Annotated in this window: 12 protein-coding genes; 8 read left to right on the top strand and 4 right to left on the bottom strand. The window is 71.9% G+C overall.

The genetic code is table 11. The annotated features are described in order from the left end of the window. Positions 1 to 292: 292 nt before the first annotated feature. From HND91_RS09530 to HND91_RS09520, 3 genes are all read left to right on the top strand, one after another. A complete protein-coding gene (locus HND91_RS09530) occupies positions 293 to 706 on the top strand; it encodes a tellurite resistance TerB family protein (RefSeq protein WP_181706325.1) in 414 nt (137 codons plus the stop codon). A gap of 332 nt (positions 707 to 1,038) precedes the next feature. Next, positions 1,039 to 2,034, top strand: a complete 996-nt coding sequence (locus HND91_RS09525) for a class I SAM-dependent methyltransferase (protein WP_181706324.1) — start codon at positions 1,039 to 1,041, stop codon at positions 2,032 to 2,034. 62 nt (positions 2,035 to 2,096) lie between these two features. Continuing rightward, positions 2,097 to 4,598, top strand: coding sequence for a ligase-associated DNA damage response DEXH box helicase (locus tag HND91_RS09520; RefSeq protein ID WP_246329385.1), 2,502 nt, complete (start codon positions 2,097 to 2,099; stop codon positions 4,596 to 4,598). Between the two features lie 12 nt (positions 4,599 to 4,610). On the opposite strand, the gene HND91_RS09515 is transcribed toward HND91_RS09520, so the two are convergent. Further along, positions 4,611 to 5,804: a TadE/TadG family type IV pilus assembly protein gene (locus HND91_RS09515; protein WP_281379056.1), complete on the bottom strand. Its 1,194-nt coding sequence runs from the start codon at positions 5,802 to 5,804 to the stop codon at positions 4,611 to 4,613. A gap of 255 nt (positions 5,805 to 6,059) precedes the next feature. On the opposite strand from HND91_RS09515, the gene pdeM reads away from it, so the two are divergent. Further along, entirely contained in the window at positions 6,060 to 6,746 is a 687-nt protein-coding gene (gene pdeM, locus HND91_RS09510) for a ligase-associated DNA damage response endonuclease PdeM (protein WP_343057247.1), read from the top strand. A 145-nt stretch (positions 6,747 to 6,891) separates the two neighbouring features. Here pdeM and HND91_RS09505 read toward each other — a convergent pair whose 3' ends face one another. The 3 genes from HND91_RS09505 to HND91_RS09495 form a co-directional block, all read right to left on the bottom strand. Next, positions 6,892 to 7,665: a TIGR02186 family protein gene (locus tag HND91_RS09505; RefSeq protein ID WP_181706321.1), complete on the bottom strand. Its 774-nt coding sequence runs from the start codon at positions 7,663 to 7,665 to the stop codon at positions 6,892 to 6,894. Next, entirely contained in the window at positions 7,665 to 8,594 is a 930-nt protein-coding gene (locus tag HND91_RS09500; protein ID WP_181706320.1) for a TSUP family transporter, read from the bottom strand. The genes HND91_RS09505 and HND91_RS09500 overlap by 1 nt, the downstream gene beginning before the upstream one ends. 235 nt (positions 8,595 to 8,829) lie before the next feature. Continuing rightward, positions 8,830 to 12,783, bottom strand: coding sequence for a peptidoglycan-binding protein (locus HND91_RS09495; protein ID WP_181706319.1), 3,954 nt, complete (start codon positions 12,781 to 12,783; stop codon positions 8,830 to 8,832). A 464-nt stretch (positions 12,784 to 13,247) separates the two neighbouring features. On the opposite strand from HND91_RS09495, the gene HND91_RS09490 reads away from it, so the two are divergent. From HND91_RS09490 to HND91_RS09475, 4 genes are all read left to right on the top strand, one after another. Next, positions 13,248 to 13,631, top strand: coding sequence for a MerR family transcriptional regulator (locus HND91_RS09490; RefSeq protein WP_246329401.1), 384 nt, complete (start codon positions 13,248 to 13,250; stop codon positions 13,629 to 13,631). Positions 13,632 to 13,778: 147 nt separating this feature from the next. Then, positions 13,779 to 15,572 (top strand): acyl-CoA dehydrogenase C-terminal domain-containing protein, encoded by a 1,794-nt coding sequence (locus HND91_RS09485; protein WP_181706317.1) that lies wholly within the window; start codon positions 13,779 to 13,781, stop codon positions 15,570 to 15,572. A 270-nt stretch (positions 15,573 to 15,842) separates the two neighbouring features. Next, entirely contained in the window at positions 15,843 to 17,051 is a 1,209-nt protein-coding gene (locus HND91_RS09480; RefSeq protein ID WP_181706316.1) for an acetyl-CoA C-acetyltransferase, read from the top strand. Between the two features lie 282 nt (positions 17,052 to 17,333). After that, entirely contained in the window at positions 17,334 to 19,544 is a 2,211-nt protein-coding gene (locus tag HND91_RS09475) for an FAD-dependent oxidoreductase (protein WP_181706315.1), read from the top strand. Positions 19,545 to 19,604 lie beyond the last annotated feature (60 nt).

The raw sequence follows: 19,604 nt of genomic DNA, 5'->3' as shown, positions 1-19,604 counted from the left end.
CGGTGCGGTCTGATGCGGGCGCGGGTGGGGCGGGGTCGGTTGGGCCCCGGCGTGCGCCGGGGTGACGCCCTTGAGAGAGGGTCGGCGGTCCGAATTGAAGCCGGCGCGGGTGGGGGCGGTCGGTTGGGGCCGGCGCGGGTGGGGGGGCGGTCGGGTGGGGCCCGGCGTGGGAGCGGGGGCGGTCGGGATGGCTGGTGGTCCGAGACCGCCCGCATTTCCCCACCGCTCCGCTTGTGCTTTTCTCCCGGTGGCCCCACATGGGGCGCGAGTCAACGAGGGGACGGGACGGGCCATGGCCGCCAAGCTGACCACCGAGGAAGCGCTGATCTGGGTGATGGTGACCACGTCGGCTGCCGACCACGCTATGACCGAGGCCGAGATGGAGAAGCTCGGCCGGCTCGTCTCCACGCTGCCGGCGTTCGAGGGCTATGAGGGGCCGCTCGCCCGGACCGTGGAGCTCTGCGTCGGCAACCTCGGACACGAGGGCGGGCTCGACGAGATCCTGAACCTCATCGACGAGGCGATCCCGCCCCGCCTGCGCGAGACGGCCTACGCGCTCGCCGTCGAGGTGGCGGCGGTGGACCTCCTGGTGCGCCAGGAGGAGCTCGTGTTCCTGCAGATGCTGGAGGACCGGCTGGAGCTGCCCAAGCTCGCCGTCGCCGCCATCGAGCATTCCGCCCGGGTGCGCTACCGCCGGCTCGGCTGAACGGGCGGGGCGCGGGACCGGCCGGCGGGCACGCCCGCGCCGGTTCGGCTGGATGGGCGAGGATGCGGCAACGGCCGGCCAGGGCGCATCCGTGGGCGTGGCTGAACGGGCGAGGGTGGCGATCGGCCGTCGGGTTGCGTATCCACCGTCTCGGCTGAACGGGTGGGCGCGCGGGAACGGCCGGCGGGTGCGCTACCGCCGTCTCGGCTGAACGGGCGGGGCGCGGGACCGGCCGGCGGGTTCGGGTTCGTGGTCTAACCCTCTTGCAAAAGGGCGCGGCCGGGCGCATGAGCCTCGCCGTCCCACGTGTTCCTTCCGCTTCGAGTCCCTGCTTGTCCCCTCTGGCTCTCTCCTCCGGCGACCTCCTGGCCGACCGCCGCTACGACTATGCGCGCCTCTATGCCGGCGAGGGCGACCATGCCGCCGCCGCGGACCTCTTCGCCCAGACCCTGGAGCGGGTGCCCGGCTGGCTGCCGGCGCTGATCGGCCTCGCCGACGCGCGCGCGGCCGTGGGGGACGGCCCGGGCGCGGCGGAGGCCCTGAAGGCGGCGCTCTCGGCCGATCCGGACGACCTGTTCGGGGCGGCGCTCCGCCTCGCGGCCCTCGGCCGGGCGCCGGTGCCGGAGACGCCGCCCGAGGCCTATGTGCGCGGTCTCTTCGACGACTACGCGGACCGGTTCGAGACCGCGCTCGTGGAGACGCTGAAGTACCGGGTGCCCTGGCGGCTGGGTTCGCTGCTCGCCGACCGGCGCCCCGCCGGCGTGACGGCGCCCGCCTTCGGCCGGGTGCTGGACCTCGGCTGCGGCACCGGCCTGATGGGCGAGGTGCTGCGCGCCCGCTGCGTGCACCTGGAGGGCGTGGACCTGTCGCCCGAGATGCTGGAGCGGGCAGCCGGCAAGCAGGTCTACGACGCGCTCGCGGTCGGCGACGTGGCGGCCCATCTCGAGGCCTCGGAGACGCCGCTCGACCTCGTCACCGCGGCCGACGTGTTCGTCTACGTGGGCACCCTGGAGACGGTGTTCGCGGCCGTCGCGGCCCGCCTCGCGCCGGACGGCCTGTTCGCCTTCTCGGTGGAGGCGGCCGACGCGGGCGACGTGGTGCTGCGCGACAGCCTGCGCTACGCCCACGGCGAGGGTTACCTCCGCCGGCTCGCCGACGAGGCGGGATTCGTGGTCCTGGACCTTCGCCGGGAGACGCTGCGCGAGGACCGGAGCGCGCCGGTGGAGGGGTTCCTCGTGGTGCTGGGCCGGCCGGCGGCGCGGGACGGGCGCGTGCCGGCGGCCGGCGACATACCGGTCGAGGGCGCCGGAGACCTCCGCGCCGAGTGACCCGAGCGGTCCCGATCGATCGGCGCTGGAGCGGCGGGCGTCGCCATCCTATGGTGCCGGCGATGTCGCCGTCCGATCTGTTGCCGCCCCGGTTCCTCGACTGGTTCGCCGCCCGCGGCTGGAGCCCGCGCCCGCACCAGCTGGCGCTGCTGGAGCATGCCGCCGCCGGGCGGTCGACGCTGCTGATCGCCCCGACGGGCGCCGGCAAGACGCTCGCGGGCTTCCTGCCGTCGCTGACCGAGATCGCCGCCCGGGGCAGGCACAAGCCGGGCACCCGTCGGCGCGGCATCCACACGCTCTACATCTCGCCCCTGAAGGCGCTCGCCGTCGACATCGAGCGCAACCTGGAGCGGCCGATCGCCGAGATGGGCCTGTCGATCACGGTGGAGACGCGCACCGGCGACACGCCCTCCCACAAGCGCCAGCGCCAGAAGCTGGCGCCGCCGGACATCCTGCTGACGACGCCGGAACAGCTGGCGCTGCTGATCGCCGGCACCGACCACGAGACCTTCTTCGAGGACCTGAGGGCCGTGGTGTTCGACGAGCTGCACGCGCTCGTCACCTCCAAGCGGGGCGATCTCCTGGCGCTCGGGCTCGCGCGGCTGCGGGCCATCGCGCCGGGCATCCGGACGGTGGGCCTGTCGGCGACCGTGGCCGAGCCGGACGACCTGCGCGCCTGGCTGGTGCCGCAGGCGCCGGGCGAGCCGGCGGCGCTTTCCGACATCGTGACCGTGGCGGGCGGGGCGAAGCCGGAGATCCGCATCCTGGAGACCGACGAGCGGGTGCCGTGGGCCGGCCATTCGGCGCGCTACGCCATCGGCGAGGTGATGCGGGCGATCGCCGCCCACCGGATGACGCTGATCTTCGTCAACACACGGTCCCAGGCGGAGATGCTGTTCGCCGAACTCTGGACCCACAACGACGACGCCCTGCCGATCGCCCTCCACCACGGCTCGCTGGACGCCTCGCGCCGGCGCAAGGTGGAGGCGGCCATGGCGGAAGGAAGCCTCAGGGCCGTCGTGTGCACGTCCACCCTGGACCTCGGCATCGACTGGGGCGACGTGGACCTCGTCGTCCACGTGGGCGCCCCCAAGGGGGCGAGCCGGCTCGCCCAGCGCATCGGCCGGGCCAACCACCGCATGGACGAGCCCTCGCGCGCCATCCTGGTGCCGGCCAACCGGTTCGAGGTGATGGAGTGCAAGGCGGCGCTCGACGCCAACTACCTGGGCGCGCAGGACACGCCGCCGATCCGCGCCGGGGCGCTCGACGTGCTCGCCCAGCACGTGCTCGGCCGGGCCGTGGCGGGCCCGTTCCGGGCGGAGGACTTCCACCGTGAGATCGTGTCGGCCTATCCCTACCGAGACCTCGACTGGGAGACCTTCGAGCGCGTGGTGGACTTCGTGGCGACGGGCGGCTACGCGCTCCGCGCCTACGAGCGCTACGCCCGGATCCGCCTGACGGCGGACGGCACCTGGCGGCTGACCCACCCGCGCCACGCCCAGCAGTATCGGCTCAACGTCGGCACCATCATCGAGGCGCCGCTCCTGAAGGTGCGGCTCGGCGGCAAGGCGCGGGGCACCGGGCCGGTGATGGGCGGGCGCATCCTCGGCGAGATCGAGGAATTCTTCTGCGAGACCATGTCGCCCGGCGACACCTTCCTGTTCGCCGGCGAGGTGCTGCGCTTCGAGGGCATCCGCGAGAACGAGGTGATCGTCTCGCGCTCCAAGCGGGAGGACGCCAAAATCCCGGTCTACGCGGGCGGCAAGTTCCCGCTCTCCACCTTCCTCGCCGACGGGGTGCGGCGGATGCTTGCCGACCCGGCCGCCTGGAAGGAACTGCCGACCCAGGTGGCGGAGTGGCTGCAGATCCAGCAGCTGAAGTCGGCGATCCCGAAGCGCGACGAACTCCTGGTGGAGACCTTCCCGCGGGCGACCCGCCACTACATGGTGGCCTATCCGTTCGAGGGCCGGCTCGCCCACCAGACCCTCGGCATGCTGCTGACTCGCCGGCTCGACCGCATGGGGGCGAAGCCGCTCGGCTTCGTGGCGACCGACTATTGCGTGGCGGTGTGGGGGCTTGAGGACCTCGGGCACCTGTTCGCCCTCGGCCGGCCGAGCGTGCGCGACCTCTTCGACGAGGACATGCTGGGCGACGACCTGGACGCCTGGATGGCGGACAGCTACCTCCTGAAGCGCACCTTCCGGGCCTGCGCGCTGATCTCCGGCCTCGTGGAGAAGAAGCACCCCGGCGAGGAGAAGACCGGCCGGCAGGTGACCGTCTCCACCGACCTCATCTACGACGTGCTGCGTGCCCACGAGCCGGACCACATCCTCCTCCGGGCCACGTGGGCGGATGCGGCGGGCGGCCTCCTCGACATCGCGCGGCTCTCCCAGATGCTCGCCCGCATCAAGGGCCAGATCGTGCACAAGCGGCTCGACGTGATCTCGCCGCTCGCGGTGCCGGTGCTCCTGGAGATCGGCCGCGAGCGGGTGGCCGGCGGCGAGGGCGAGGAGGCGCTGCTTCGCGAGGCGGCGGACGACCTGATCGCGGACGCGATGGGGTGAGACGACGCGATGTCAATTCACGAGATAGACGCCCTCGCCGCCACCGCCGCTCGCCATTGGGGAGAGTGACCAGGTGACGGTGTTGAGGATGAGAGTGTTGACCACGAGCACCAACTTCTCGCCGTTCACGTCCGACCGGGCGTTGAAGGTCACGTTTCGCCGCGGCAGGTGGATGACGCCTTCGAAACGCTCGCGCACGGACGAATTGAAGACCTGGGATGACAGGCTGTTTGCCTCGTTCTCGGCGAACAGGATATTCTTGTAGACGCCCGAGGTCGGCGCTTTCAGGTCGATGTCCATACCGCCGTTGAACTGGATCTTGGCCGTGCCGACGTAGTAGATCGTGACGCCGTTCCCACGCATATTGCCACCGTTGACGTTCCAGTCTCCGTTCTTGATGACGTACGTGCCCGGCTGTAGGGTGATGTCGCTGATGCCGTTGAAGTTGATGCCGCCGCAGTAGACGCCCGGAGAGAGCGTGACGGCGCCGCCGTTGTAATTGGCGCCATTGAAGGTGCACGCGCTGGAATTGGGGACGGGTATGACGCCCGCATATGGATCGGCGGCGGCGGCGCAGCCGGTGCTGAGACTGGTCTGCGTGCCTCCGTTCCTTGTTATGCGGGTTCCCTTGATGCAGGTCTTCGCGACGTCGAGCGTCGTGCTGGCGTTGAACATCGCCGCGGGGTTGGCGGTCGAATGGACGTGCACCTCGCAGCCCCTGGCGGTCACGCGGGCGCCGCTGTTCATGAGGAGCGCCTGGGACGTATTCGGCGCCAGGACATAGATGCACGGGCTGGAACCCGAGTAGGCCGCCTTGGCGGTGACGTGTATGTCGATGGTCCTGACGCCGAGAAGCGCCATGAACGTCGTCTCCTGCCGCGCCGTGGCGATACCGGTGACGAAGCCGCTGGCCGGCGTGAAGGTGCGTACCGCGTTCGTCACCACGTCGTTGTCGAAGTTCTCGTCGAAGGACGCTTCCGACTTTTCGCGGACCGTGCGCGCGTCTGCTCCCCCCTTGCCATGGCGCGCGCCTTCGAGCACGGCGATGTCCAGCGCATCCTGCATTTTTGCGCGTATTCCGATCGCCGAACCATAGTCGACGGCGGCGCCAACGCCGCCGAGAAGCGGAACGAGTATGAAAGCGAACATGGGTGCGACGCCGCCTGAAAGGTTCCCGCACAGCTTCCGAATTAGCGCCCTTACCATGGAGACAACTCCAATGCAGTAATCTCACAGTGATAAAACATACAAGCCGTAACCATCGTCCTAACGGGAACTGCCGAGAGTGCACCAGGTCCGACTTTTCTTCGATCGACCTGACGGTTTGTGTGGTTTTCGAATCAGCGCGGCTCTGATTCAACGGACGGCAGGATGCCAATCGCCCGCCCGGTCGCCGGATGGCCGTGCATAGCGTTTTTGAAAGGCCGACCGTTGAGCGCCGTGCTTGCCGAGGAACCGCCCGTGCTGACCCGTGACGGCCTGGTGAGACTTGCCGGCGCGGCCGTTCGCCTCGATACGTCCGGCGCGCTGTTCTGGCCGGCCGAGGCCACGCTGGTAGTGGCGGACCTGCACCTGGAGAAGGGCTCCTCCGCGGCGACCCGCGGGCGATTCCTGCCGCCCTACGACACGCGCGCGACCCTGACGGCACTGGAGGCGGTGGTCCGCCGCCTCGCGCCGCGCCGGGTGGTGGCGCTCGGCGACAGCTTCCACGACCGCAGGGCCGAGACGCGCCTCCTTGCCGGCGACCTCGACCGGATCCGCGCGCTCACCCGCGCGGCCGACTGGCTGTGGGTGACCGGCAACCACGATCCGGAACCGCCGAAGGGCCTCGGCGGCACCGCCTGCGACCTGGTCTCGATCGGCCCGCTCGTGTTCCGCCATGAGCCGACCGCCGGGACCGACGGCGAGGTGGCCGGCCATCTGCACCCGTGCGCCCGGGTGGGCGTGCGCGGCCGGTCGCTGCGCCGGCGCGCCTTCGCGGCGGACGGCTCGCGCTGCATCCTGCCGGCCTTCGGGGCCTACACGGGCGGCCTCAACGTGCTCGACCGCGCCTACCACGGCCTGTTCGACCGGACGCGGCTGATCGCCTGGATGATCGGCGAGGAGAGGGTGTATCCGGTGCGCGGCGCCACCCTGCTGCCGGATTGAAGCCGAGCTGCCGAAGGCCCGACGTGCTGGGCCTTGCGGAACGCAAGGCGATCCCGGCCGGTCGGGTCGTCGTGCTCGCGACGGCCTGACGAGCCCGACGTTCAGGAGCCAGGTCTGACGGGGCCGCCGGCCGGCGGCCCGGGGGTCAATCCCGCCGGAACAGGATGCCGGCGAGCCAGCCGGTGAGGCAGGCGACGAGGACCGTCGCGAAGCCGTAGATGACGCCGTGGTTGTGGGCGTAGACGGTCATGTATTGTTCGAAGCCGACCTTGCCGATGACGAGCTCGTCCTCCGTGGACGAGAGGAGCACGCCGGCGCGGAACAGGTAGACCCGCGCCGTGTAGGTGCCGACCGGCACGTTGGCGGGCAGGGCGATCGGCGCGCGGAAGAGATCCGCGCCGAGGAATTCGACCGCGCCGTCCATCTGGCTGTAGCGGCCGTTCTCCTGCATCAGGCGGATGAAGGCGGTCTCGAACTCCGTGCGGGCGGGCGGCGACAGGGAGGTCTGTGCGTTGATCGGGAACATGTCGAGCCCGAGGCCGAGGCGGGCGCGCACCGCTTCGGTCGCCACCTCCTCGATCGGGCGGGCGGAGCGGATCGCCAGGAAGGACGGCACCATGCGGATGCGTTCGGACTCCCGGTTGATCCAGATGCCGAAGGTGCGCTCCTTGCGCCGGGTGACCATGTTGGTGAGCGGACCCGCCAGGGTGACCACCACCTCGTGGTTCTCCGGGCGGGACACCGACTGGCTGTCCCGCTCCACCGTGCCGAACACCACCACCTGGCCGCCGGTGAAGTTGGACGTGATCGAGACCCGGTCGTTGGAGAGCGCGGTCACCAGCTTGTCCGCCCGGGCGGGGAGGGCGAGGGCCGCGATCAGAACGGCGGCGACGGCGACGACGCGCGCGAGCCCCGCCATCAGAGCTGCTCGCCGGACATGAAGCTGATCGAATAGACGTCGGCCGGTGTGAGCACGAGGTCCACGGCGAAGCGGATGCCGACCGAGAGGACCAGAAGGCCGAGGAGGGCGCGCAGGGTCTCGCCGCGCAGCTTCTGGCCGACCTCGGCGCCGAACTGGGCGCCGACCACGCCGCCGATCATCAGGCAGAGGCCGAGCACCACGTCCACGGTCTGGTTGGTGGCCGCCTGGGCGACGGTGGCGAACGCCATGGACCCGAGCGTCTGCATCAGCGTGGTGCCGATCACGATGCCGGTCGGCACCTTGAGGAGATAGATCAGCGCCGGCACCATGATGAAGCCGCCGCCGATGCCGAGAAGGGCGCCGAGAAAGCCGATCGCGATGCCGAGGAGGACCACCGGGATCGCCGAGATGGTGAGCTTGGAGCGGCTGAAGCGCACCTTCAGCGGCAGCCGCTGCATCCAGGTGCGGCCGCCCGGGCGCTTCACCGGCAACGGCCGGCCGGAGCGCTGGGCCGCGATGGCCCGCAGCGCCTCCGTCAGCATCAGGCCGCCGATGGTGCTGAGGAAGGTGACGTAGCAGATGGCGATGACGAGATCGAGCTGGCCGAGCTCGCGCAGGCGCGTGAACGCCTTGACGCCGAGATAGGAGCCGATGACGCCGGAGACGAGCAGGAAGCCCCCGAGCTTCACGTCCACGGCCCGCTTGCGGAAATAGGACAGCGCCCCCGAAGTGGACGAGGCGACGATCTGGCTCGACACGGTGGCGACCGCAACCGCGGGCGGGATGCCGGAGAAGATGAGGAGCGGCGTGAGCAGGAACCCGCCGCCGACGCCGAACATGCCCGACAGGAACCCCACCGCCGCGCCCATGCCGAGGAGCATGAACACGTTCATCGGCAGTTCGGCGATCGGCAGATAGAGTTCCACGCAAACAACTCGCGGGATGGGTGTGCGAAGGGACCGGCGTCGGCGCCGCCCCTCGCACGAACAATGGACATCATGTATTGCGACGCGGTGAAAAAGCGCGCCGATCGGGCCGAAACTCGGCCCGAGGCTTCGACGTAGCGGCCGATTGCGGCAATCGCTGGTCCGCCCCGGACGAAAACGCCGCGACGCCTGGAAGCGCCGCGGCGAAAAAAGCCCCCGGTCGGGACCGAAGCCGTCAGATCTCCTGTTCGGCGAGCGCCTTCAGGAGCGCTGTGTCCACCTCGCCGGTCGCCGGCAGGCCGCGCGCGGCCTGGAAGGCCGCCACCGCGTCGCGGGTGCGCTGGCCCATCTTGCCGTCGGCCGGGCCGGCGTTGTAGCCGCGGGCCGCGAGCAGGCGCTGGGCGGTGGCGACCGGATCGTCGGCCGGCGCCAGGGCGGCCGTGTTCTCCGGCACCGCGCTCCAGGAGGCGTCTTCGATGCGGATCTCGTTGGCGGCCGGGTCGGGCGTCTTCGCCGCCCACGTCTCCACGGCGAGGCGCGCGCGGGCGAGGCTGTCCTTGTCGAGCACCTGGGCGACGTCGTCGCGCTTCTTGGCGGCGTCCGCGTCTCCGGCGGCGGCCGCGACCGCGAACCACTTGTAGGAGGCGGTGAGGTCGCGCGTCACGCCGAGCCCACGGGCGTAGAGGATGCCGAGGTTGTACTGGCTGTCGCGGATGCCGAACTCGGCCGCCGCCTCGAACCAGCGGACCGCCACCTCGTAGTCGGCCGCGCCGAGGCCGCCCTCCGCGTTGAGGACCGCCAGGTTGTGCATGGCCTTGGCGTTGCCGGCATCCGCCGCGCGCCGATACCACGCCTCGGCGAGCTTGACGTCGCGGGCGACGCCCTGGCCCTTCTCGTAGAGGCTGCCCAGCCGGTATTGCGCGGGCGCGAGACCCGCGAGGGCCGCGCGCTCGTACCAGACGGCCGCCTCCGCCAGATCCTGGGCGACGCCGCGCCCTTCCGTGTAGCGGGCCGCCACCTCGAACTGCGCCACCGGGTTGCCGGACGCGGCGGCCTGGCGAAGCGGGAGCGAGCCCACCGCTTCCGGCGGCATCGGGACGGTGGTGGAGGCCGGGGTCGAGGCGGGGACGGCGGCGTCGGATCCGGCGGCGGGCAGGGCCGCGGCGGCGGGGGCGGCCGCGGCGGCGGGCTTGTCGAAGCTGCCCGCCGGGCCGAGCGGCTGCGGCTGCACGGCGACCGCATCCGGCATGGCGGCGGGCGGCACGGGCGCCGGGGCGGCGGCCCCGGAGGCGGTCGGATCGGCGGTGGACGGATCGGCGGCGCCGGCCGCGATCTCCTCCAGGTCCGCCCGCGCCTCGGGGCCGAGCGTGGAGGCGGTGTCGGCCGGCTCGGCCGGGGCGGACAGTCCGGAGACCTCCGCCGCCGGTTCTGGCGATCCGCCGAGGACGCCGAGGGCGAAGCGGGCGCCGAGCGCCGCGATCGCCACGCCGGCGGCGGCGATGAGGAGGGTGCGCCGGTGGCGCTTCAGCACGCCGAAGAGCCCGGCCGCGCTGCCGGTGCCGACGCGAAGGCGCGCGCCCGGCCGGACGGCCGCCACGGGCGCGTCGGGCTTCACGGTGGCGGCGGCCTGGGCGGCGCGCCGGGCGGCGGCGATGAAATCGGCCTTCGTGGGTTCGGATTTCGCCGCGTCGGCCTTCGGGGCCTCGCCGGCGCCGGGGGCGCGGGTCTGGGCCGAGGGCTTGCCGGAGCCGGGCTCCAGCGGGCGGTCGTCGTCGATCCCCGGAGCGGGGGGCTCGTCCGTGTCCGCGTCGAGCGTCGGCCCGGCCGCGCGCGGGCTGCCGGCGAGCGGGCGGGCGGGGGTCTCGTCCACCGGGTCCGGACGGCGGCCGCGCCGGGCGAGGGTTTCCGACAGGGTGCGCTCGATCTCGTCCCAGCTGCGCGCCTCCGCGAGCGGCGCCTGGGCCGGCTCCGCCCCATGGTCCCGCGCCACGGCGCCGAGCGCCGCGTCGAAGGTCGGAACGGGGGTGGCGAACACCGGGACGTCGGACCCGCGGCCGGAGACCGGGATCTCGGACCCGCGGGAAGAGACGGCGGGCTCGGCCTCCCGGCCCGCGGCCGGCATCTCCTGCAGCCGGCCGGTCGCGACCAGCCGCTCCAGGGTGGCGTTCATGGACAGCAGGAAGTCGCGGTCGCGCCGGCCGGCCTGGTGGATTTCCGACAGGAAGCCGCCGAGGTCGGCCTTGAGGTCGCCGAGCACGTCCGCCATCTGGCGGACCGCGTCGAGATCGTCGGCCGACCGGGCCGCCGTTGCGGCAGGGGCCTCCAGGGAGCGCGCCAGGGACGCCTCGATCCGCTCCAGGGCGTCGGCCATGGCGGCGAAGCCGGCGGGACGGTCGTCCAGGCGGCCGATCACCTCGGCGAGGCGGGCCTCCAGCTGTTCGAAGGCGCGGGCGTCGGCGCTCGGCCGGGCGAGCGCGTCCACCCGGTTGGCGAGGGCGCGGATCTCCGCCTCCACGCCGACCAGGGACGGGGTCGGCAGGGTGGCGAGCTCGTCGCGCAGGCGGGCGATCTCGCTCGACAGCGTCTCCACGTCGGCGATCGGGCCGGCGCCCAGGCCGTCCGCCAGCCGGGCGATGGCGGCCTCGATGGCGGCGAGCCGGTCGCCGTCGCCGGCCCGGGCGATCTCCCGCTCGATGCGGCCGACGGCCGTCTCCACGTGCCGGGCGAGGCGGGCGTCCACGTCGCTGCCGATGGCGGCGAGACGCTGGTCCAGGGTGTCGGCGAGGTCGGCGAGCCGATGCTCCACCTGGCCGAGCACGGCGGCGTCCGGGCCGCCGTCGAGGCGCGTGAGGTGGGCGGCGATCTCGTCCAGCCGCTCGGCAAGGCCGGCGACGAGCGCGGGCTCCAGCGACGGGCCGGTCTCGTCCAGGCGGCGGGCGATCTCGTCCACCCGGGCCACGATGGCGGTGGTGTCGCCGGCGCTGCGGGCGCCGCCGTCCTCCACGGCGCGCTTCAGGTCGGCCACGTCGCCGGAAAGGCGCGGCAGGAGCGCGAGCGTCTCGGCCATCTCCTCGAAGGCGGCCGACTGGCGCTCGACCGCGAAGGCCACGCGGGGGATCTGGTCCGCCTTCTGCTGGACCTGCGCGAGGGTGGTGCCCTGGCGGTCCACGCTGCGGGCGAGCTCCGCCACGAGGGCGCCGTCCGGCAGGCGCGCCTCCAGGGCCTCGATGCGATCGGCCACGTCGGCGAGCCGCGTCTCCACGGCGGCCACCACGCCGCGGACGTCGAGGTCCACGACGGCGGTGGCGAGGCGGGCGAGATGGAGCTCCAGCTCCTCCAGGGCGGCGTCGCCGAACCCGGAACGGGCGATGGCCTCCACCCGGGCGCCGAGGGCGTCCACCTGGGCGGTGACGGCGTTCAGCTGGGCGGCCGACGGGGCGTCCGCGAGGCTGCGCCTCACGTCGGCGAGGCTTTCGATCAGGTCGGCGAGGACGCGCGGATCGCCGACCTGGTCGCGCATGGCGTCGAGCCGGCCGACGATCCCGTCGTAGAGCGTCTCCAGGCGGGCGAGCGGCGCGGCGGTCGCAAGGCCGGACATGGCCCGGCGGATCGCGCGGACCTCCTCGCGAAGCGCGCCGACGGCGGCGTCCTCCGCAGGCTCGGCGTCTCGGGCGGTCCGCTCGCGCGAGGGGTCCGAAGGACGGGTGGGTTCGGCCGGACGGGCGGCTTCGGCGGGCGCGCGCGCCGGACGGGACGCGGCGGCGGGATCGGCGTTGGCGGCGGAGCGCTCGATGGCGTCGCGCTTGCGGACGATCTGCTCCACCGCGCGCTGGAGTTCCAGGCTCGGGTTCGGCCGCTGCGGGCGGTCCCGCTCCGGGGCGGGGGGCAGGCGCTCCGTCATGGCGTCGGCCGGGCCGGGCACGGCGGGCGCGGCCGGGCGGGACGGCGGCGGCGGCGCGTCGGCGGACAGGGACTTGATGCGCGCGCCCAGCTTGTCGAGCGATTGCAGGATGCGGCCGATCTGTTCGTCGCTGCGTTCGGCACGGCTCAACTCCACGGCATCGCCGGCCCGCGGGGCGCGGCCATCGTCGGTCCGGTCGAGATCCCGGGAAGCGAGACCCGTCCGCTCGCCGTCCGGCCCCTCGGCGCCGTAAGCGTGGGCCTGGCGCGAAGCGGATCGCGACATCATGCTGCCTCTCCTGGGTTCATCCGATCCGGCGCCGGTTGCCGCCGGGCCGTACGCCCCGGAGTGGGTGGTGACCCGCGTGTCGTCCTCCAGGGCAGATGGATGCAAATCTCTGCTGATACGGTAAACAGCGGGTTAACGGGCCCTGCTGACGCGGCTCTTTCCGTTCACGCCTGCGGCGGCGGACCGGCGGAACCGCGGGTTTCGGCGGCCATCGCGAAGCCTTCGCGTCCACTCCGCCGCAGGGCGTCCGTCACGAAGCAGTTGCCGCAGCGGTATCGTGATGTCATTCTGAACATGACGTTCACGGAAGGTGGAGGTCGCCCGGCGGCGCCTCCGGCCCCGACACGAGACAGACAGGACATATCAGAATGGCGCCAGACGAGTCCGCCGCAGCCTATGCCAACACGACCGCCATCCACGCCGACGACTTCGACGGGGATGACGGGGACGCCTCCAAGGCGAGCATGTTCACCATCGGCGATCTCGCCCGCGAATTCGGAGTGACGCTGCGCACGCTGCGCTTCTACGAGGACAAGAACCTCCTCAACCCCAAGCGCGACGGCCTCAACCGCCTGTATTCCCGCCGTGACCGGGCGCGCCTGAAGCTCGTCCTGATGGGCAAGCGGGTCGGCTTCTCGCTGACCGAGATCAAGGACATGCTGGACCTCTACGACCTGCGCGACGGGCAGGTGACCCAGCTTCGCGTGGCCCTCGGCCGCTTCAACGAGCAGATCGCCGTGCTGGAGCAGCAGAAGAAGGACATCGAGCAGGCGCTGGCCGAGCTTCGGCGCACCACCTCGGTGGTGTCCGGCCTCCTGAAGGAGAAGGAGTCCGCGGGCCAGCGCTGACCGGGCGGCCGTTTCGGCCCCGGCGGAGGTGCTGGCGCGAAGGGGAGTTGACCTTTACGCAAACGTAAGCTCATATAGCGGCATCGATCGTGACCGATGGCGGCGGGCGGCCCAGGCTCCCGCGGCCGTCGCCAGGGAGACCACCACATGCCGAGCTACCGCGCCCCCGTCGCCGACACGCTCTTCCTCCTCAACGACGTGTTCGGGATGGAGCGCCACGCCAACCTGCCGGGCTTCGCCGACGCGACCCCGGACGTGGTGGAGGCGATCCTCACGGAGGCGGGCAAGTTCGCCGAGGAGGTGCTGCAGCCGCTGAACCGGGTGGGCGACCGGGAGGGTTGCCGGCGCCACGACGACGGCCGGGTGACGACGCCCGCCGGCTTCAAGGCCGCCTACGACACCTACGCGGGCGCCGGCTGGACGGGGCTCGCGGCCGATCCGGACTTCGGCGGCCAGGGCCTGCCCTACACGCTGGCGGCGGCGGTGAGCGAGTTCGTCTCCTCGGCCAACATGGCGTTCGGCATGTACCCGGGCCTCACCCAGGGCGCCATCGCGGCCATCAGCCAGCATGGCACGGACGAGCAGAAGCGCGTCTACCTGCCGAAGATGATCGCCGGCACCTGGACCGGCACCATGAACCTGACCGAGCCGCACTGCGGCACCGACCTCGGGCTTCTGCGCACGAAGGCGGTGCCGAACGGCGACGGCTCCCATGCGATCACCGGGACGAAGATCTTCATCTCGGCCGGCGACCACGACCTCACCGACAACATCGTCCACCTGGTGCTCGCCCGCATCGAGGGCGCGCCGGAGGGCGTGAAGGGCATCTCGCTGTTCGTGGTGCCGAAGCGCATCCCGGACGCGAGCGGCGAGCCGGGCGCGGCGAACGCGGTCTTGTGCGGGTCGCTGGAAGAGAAGATGGGCATCCACGGCAACGCCACCTGCGTGATGAACTACGACGGGGCGACCGGCTGGCTGGTGGGCGAGGCGCACAAGGGCCTGAAGGCCATGTTCACCATGATGAACGAGGCCCGGCTCGGCGTCGGCATCCAGGGCCTCAGCCAGGGCGAGGTGGCCTACCAGAACGCGGTCGCCTATGCGAAGGACCGGATCCAGGGCCGCTCCCTCACTGGCGCGAAGGCGCCGGAGCGGGCGGCGGACCCGATCATCGTCCATCCGGACGTGCGCCGGACGCTGCTCACCATCCGGGCCATCAACGAGGCGGGCCGGGCGCTGGTGCTGCACACGGCGCTCATGTCCGACCTCGCCCACCGGTCCGCCGACCCGGCGGAGCGCCAGGCGGCGGACGACTATCTCGGCCTGATGACGCCGGTGGTGAAGGGCGTGCTCACCGACAAGGGCTTCGAGAGCGCCGTGATGGCCCAGCAGATGTTCGGCGGCCACGGCTACGTGGCCGAGTGGGGCATGGAGCAGTTCGTCCGCGATGCCCGCATCGCCATGATCTACGAGGGCGCCAACGGCATCCAGGCGCTGGACCTCGTCGGCCGCAAGCTGCCGAAGGACGGCGGCCGGGCGATCACGGCCTTCTTCAAGGAGTGCGCCGAACTGGTGGCGACCCATTCGGCCGACCCGGAGCTGGCACCGATCGCCAAGGGCCTCAAGGCCGGCATGGACGACCTGCAGAAGGCCACCATGTGGTTCATGATGAACGGCCTGAAGAACCCGGACAACGCGGGCGCCGGCTCCACCGACTACATGCACCTGATGGGGCTCGTGGCGATGGGCGCCATGTGGCTGCGGATGGCCGCGGCGGCGCAGGCCAAACTGGCGGCCGGCGAGGGCGACCCGGCCTACCTTGAGGCCAAGCGGGTGACCGCGCGCTTCTTCATGGAACGCCTGATGCCGGAGACGGGCGCGCACCTCGCCCGGATCTCGGCGGGCAGCGAGGCCGTGATGGCGCTGCCGGCGGAGGCGTTCTGAGGGGATGTTGAGAGTACACATGCCCGGCGGCGGAGGTTCACCCCTCACCCTGCCCTCTCCCTCAAGGGGAGAGGGTTCGCGTGGAGCATGGGGAGAGGGTGAGGATATCCCGGCCGGCCAGTTCCGACCTGAACCACCGACGGGCCCTCTCTCCCCTTGAGGGAGAGAGTGGGAGAGAGGGGTGTCGGCTCCGCCGCCAGCCACCCTGGCTCCCCCGCCCCGACCGAACAAGACGATGCCGCCCGAAGCGCGGCGCAGTGGAGGACGACCATGCCCGAAGCCTACATCTACGACCACGTCCGCACGCCGCGCGGGCGCGGCAAGGTGGACGGGTCGCTGCACGAGGTGTCGACCGTCCGGCTCGCCGCGACGGCGCTTCAGGCCCTGCGCGACCGGAACGGGCTCGACACCGGGCTCGTGGACGACGTGGTGCTCGGCTGCGTGGACCCGGTCGGGGAGGCGGGCGGGGACGTCGCCCGCGCGGCGGTGTTCGCGGCCGACTACGGCACCCACGTTCCTGGCATCCAGATCAACCGCTTCTGCGCCTCCGGGCTCGACGCGGTGAACTTCGGCGCGGGCCAGGTGATGTCCGGCCAGCACGACCTGGTGGTGGCCGGCGGCGTGGAATCCATGAGCCGGGTCGGCATCGGCTCGGCCGGCGGCGCCTGGCCGGTGGACCCGGCGGTGGCGCTGCCCGCCTACTTCATGCCCCAGGGCATCTCGGCCGACCTGATCGCCACCAAGTACGGCTTCTCCCGCGACGACGTGGACGCCTACGCGGTGGAGAGCCAGCGCCGGGCGGCGGCGAGCTGGGAGGCGGGCGCGTTCGCCCGCTCCGTGGTGCCGGTCAAGGACGTGAACGGGCTGACGATCCTCGCCCGCGACGAGCACATGCGGCCTTCGACCGACATGCAGAGCCTCGGTGCCCTGAAGCCCTCCTTCGCCATCATGGGCGAGATGGGCGGCTTCGACGCGGTGGCCGTGCAGGCCCATCCGGACGTGGAGCGCGTGGAGCACGTGCACCACGCCGGCAACTCCTCCGGCATCGTGGACGGGGCGGCGGCCGTGCTGGTCGGCTCGGAGGCGGCCGGGACGTCGGCGGGGCTGAAGCCGCGCGCGCGCATCCGCGCCTTCGCGAACATCGGCTCCGACCCGGCGCTGATGCTGACCGGCCCGGTGGACGTGACCGAGAAGGTGCTGAAGCGCGCCGGCATGACGGTGGCCGACATCGACCTGTTCGAGGTGAACGAGGCCTTCGCGGCCGTGGTGCTGCGCTATCTCCAGGCGTTCGACCTCGACCACGCCAAGGTGAACGTGGCCGGCGGCGCGATCGCCCTCGGCCACCCGCTCGGCGCGACGGGCGCGATGATCCTCGGCACGGTGCTGGACGAGCTGGAGCGGCGCGACCTCAACACGGCGCTGGTGACGCTCTGCATCGGCGCGGGCATGGGCACGGCGACGATCATCGAGCGGGTGTGAGGGGAGAAGGCGCGGGGGCCGTGGGAAGCGGACCGTGACGATGGAGGGTGGGGTGGTCGTGGGTGGCGGTGGTTGTGACGCGCTGCTCACTCGCACCCCCCTCGTCATGATCCGGTTCAGCCGGACCAGCCACGCATTCCACCGCGCCAACGATGCGTGGGTGGTCCGCCTGCGCGGACCATGACGATGGTGGCGGGGCTGATCGGGTGAGCCTTGCCGACAACAGGAATTCCGGCCGGTCGAGCCCTTCGGCTCCCGCGCCGCAGGGAGGAGAGAACGACCATGACGTACACCCATTTCACCACCGATCTCGACGGCGACGGCATCCTGACGGTCACCTGGGACAGCCCGGAGAAGTCCATGAACGTCTTCACCCTGGAGGTGATGGACGAACTCGGGCGGATCATCGAGAGCGTGATCGCCGACGAGGCGGTGAAGGGCGCGGTGGTGACCTCGGGCAAGGCCGGCAGCTTCTCCGGCGGCGCCGACCTGAAGATGCTGGAGGGGTTGCTCGCCGCCTACCACGGGGTGCGCGCCCGCGACCCGGAGGCGGCGGCGGCTGAGCTGCTCGACAAGGCCTCGCTGATGTCGCGCCTCTACCGGCGGCTGGAGACCGGCGGCAAGCCGTGGGTGGCGGCGATCAACGGCACCTGCATGGGGGGCGCGTTCGAGCTGGCGCTCGCCTGCCACGCCCGCGTCGTCGCCGAGGGCGACCATGTGAAGATGGGCCTGCCGGAGGTGAAGGTGGGCATCTTCCCGGGAGCCGGCGGCACCCAGCGGGTGATGCGCATGGCCGACGCGCAGGCGGGCCTGACCATGCTGCTCCAGGGCCAGACGCTGACGCCGAAGAAGGCGCTGGCCATGAAGCTCGTCGACAAGGTCGTCCCGCCGGACGGCCTCCTTGAAGCCGCCAAGGAGGCGATCCGCGTCGGGCTCGATCCGAAGAAGCCGTGGGACAAGGACGGCTTCAAGGTGCAGAAGCCCTATTCGCCCCAGGGATTCCAGTTCTGGCCGGCCGCCAACGCCATCTACCGGCGCGAGACGCACGACAACTACCCGGCCGCCCGCGCCATCCTGACCGTCTGCTTCGAGGGCCTGCAGCTGCCCATGGACCTGGCGCTCCGCGTGGAGGCCCGGCACTTCGCCCACGTGCTGACCACCCGGGAGGCGGCGGCCATGATCCGCTCCCTGTTCGTCTCCATGCAGGAGCTGAACAAGGGCGCCCGCCGGCCGGCGGGCGTGCTGAAATCGGAGCTGAAGCGCGTCGGCGTGATCGGGGCGGGCTTCATGGGCGCCGGCATCGCCTACGTGTCGGCGGCGGCGGGCCTCGACGTGGTGCTGATCGACCGCGACCAGGAGAGCGCCGACAAGGGCAAGGCCCATTCCGACAAGCTCATCTCCGACCGGATCAGGAAGGGCCGCGCGACGGCGGCGGAGAAGGACACGCTCCTCGCCCGCATCACGGCGAGCGCCGACTACGCCGCCCTCGCCGGCTGCGACCTCGTGGTCGAGGCGGTGTTCGAGGACCGGGGCGTGAAGACGGAGGCCATGGCGAAGGCGAAGGCCGCGATGCCGGAGGGGGCCGTGTTCGCCTCCAACACGTCCACGCTGCCGATCACGTCGCTCGCGCCGTCCTGGCACAAGGAGGAGGACTTCGTCGGCATCCACTTCTTCTCGCCGGTCGACAAGATGATGCTGGTGGAGGTGATCCGCGGCCGGAACACCGGCGACCGGGCGGTGGCGCTGGCGCTCGACTTCGTGAAGGCGATCAGGAAGACGCCGATCGTGGTCAACGACTCGCGCGGCTTCTACGCCAACCGCTGCGTCACCAACTACATGCTGGAAAGCCACCTGATGCTGACCGAGGGCGTGCCCCCGGCCATGGTGGAGACGGTGGCGCGCCTCGCCGGCATGCCGGTCGGCCCTCTGTCGCTCAACGACGAGGTGGCGGTGGACCTCGCCTGGAGGATCGTCCAGGCGGCCAAGACCGACCTCGGCGAGGCCGCCGTGCATCCGGCCCAGGAGAAGCTGCTCCACGGCATGGTGGTGGAGCGCGGTCGCCTCGGCCGCAAGAACGGCAAGGGCTTCTACGACTATCCGGAAGGCGGCAGGAAGACCCTCTGGAAGGGCATGGCCGAGATCGTCGGGCCGTCGAAGCCCGCCGAGGCCTTCGACGTGGAGGAGTTGAAGCACCGGCTGCTCGCCGTGCAGGCGCTGGAGGCGGCGCGCTGCGTGGAGGAGGGGGTGGTGACGGACGTGCGCGAGGCGGACGTCGGCTCCATCCTGGGCTTCGGCTTCGCGCCCTTCACCGGCGGCACGCTCTCCTGGATCGACGGCATGGGCGCCAAGGCCTTCGTGGCGCTGGTGGACGGCCTCGCGGCGAAGCACGGGCCGCGGTTCGCGGCGCCGGCGCTGCTGCGCGAGATGGCCGAGCGGGGCGAGACCTTCTACGGCCGGTTCGCGCCGGAGCGCGGCGAGAAGGCGGCCGCCTGACCGGACGGGCGCGCCCCGTCGGACAACGGCGCGCGCCGGATCGCCGGCTGAATTCGAAAG

This window comes from Chthonobacter rhizosphaerae, assembly GCF_013839525.1.
Classification (GTDB): Bacteria; Pseudomonadota; Alphaproteobacteria; order Rhizobiales; family Pleomorphomonadaceae; genus Chthonobacter; species Chthonobacter rhizosphaerae.
The sequence above is the reverse complement of the archived record's forward strand: the minus strand, read 5'-3'. Positions and strand labels throughout refer to the sequence as shown.

Excerpts from the sequence above, each read along its gene's own strand:
- HND91_RS09520 (WP_246329385.1), top strand. The coding sequence starts at position 2,097 with ATGTCGCCGTCCGATCTGTTGCCGCCCCGGTTCCTCGACTGGTTCGCC.
- HND91_RS09530 (WP_181706325.1), top strand. The coding sequence starts at position 293 with ATGGCCGCCAAGCTGACCACCGAGGAAGCGCTGATCTGGGTGATGGTG.
- HND91_RS09480 (WP_181706316.1), top strand. The coding sequence starts at position 15,843 with ATGCCCGAAGCCTACATCTACGACCACGTCCGCACGCCGCGCGGGCGC.
- HND91_RS09495 (WP_181706319.1), bottom strand. The coding sequence starts at position 12,783 with ATGATGTCGCGATCCGCTTCGCGCCAGGCCCACGCTTACGGCGCCGAG.
- HND91_RS09485 (WP_181706317.1), top strand. The coding sequence starts at position 13,779 with ATGCCGAGCTACCGCGCCCCCGTCGCCGACACGCTCTTCCTCCTCAAC.
- HND91_RS09505 (WP_181706321.1), bottom strand. The coding sequence starts at position 7,665 with ATGGCGGGGCTCGCGCGCGTCGTCGCCGTCGCCGCCGTTCTGATCGCG.
- HND91_RS09515 (WP_281379056.1), bottom strand. The coding sequence starts at position 5,804 with ATGGTAAGGGCGCTAATTCGGAAGCTGTGCGGGAACCTTTCAGGCGGC.
- HND91_RS09475 (WP_181706315.1), top strand. The coding sequence starts at position 17,334 with ATGACGTACACCCATTTCACCACCGATCTCGACGGCGACGGCATCCTG.
- HND91_RS09490 (WP_246329401.1), top strand. The coding sequence starts at position 13,248 with ATGTTCACCATCGGCGATCTCGCCCGCGAATTCGGAGTGACGCTGCGC.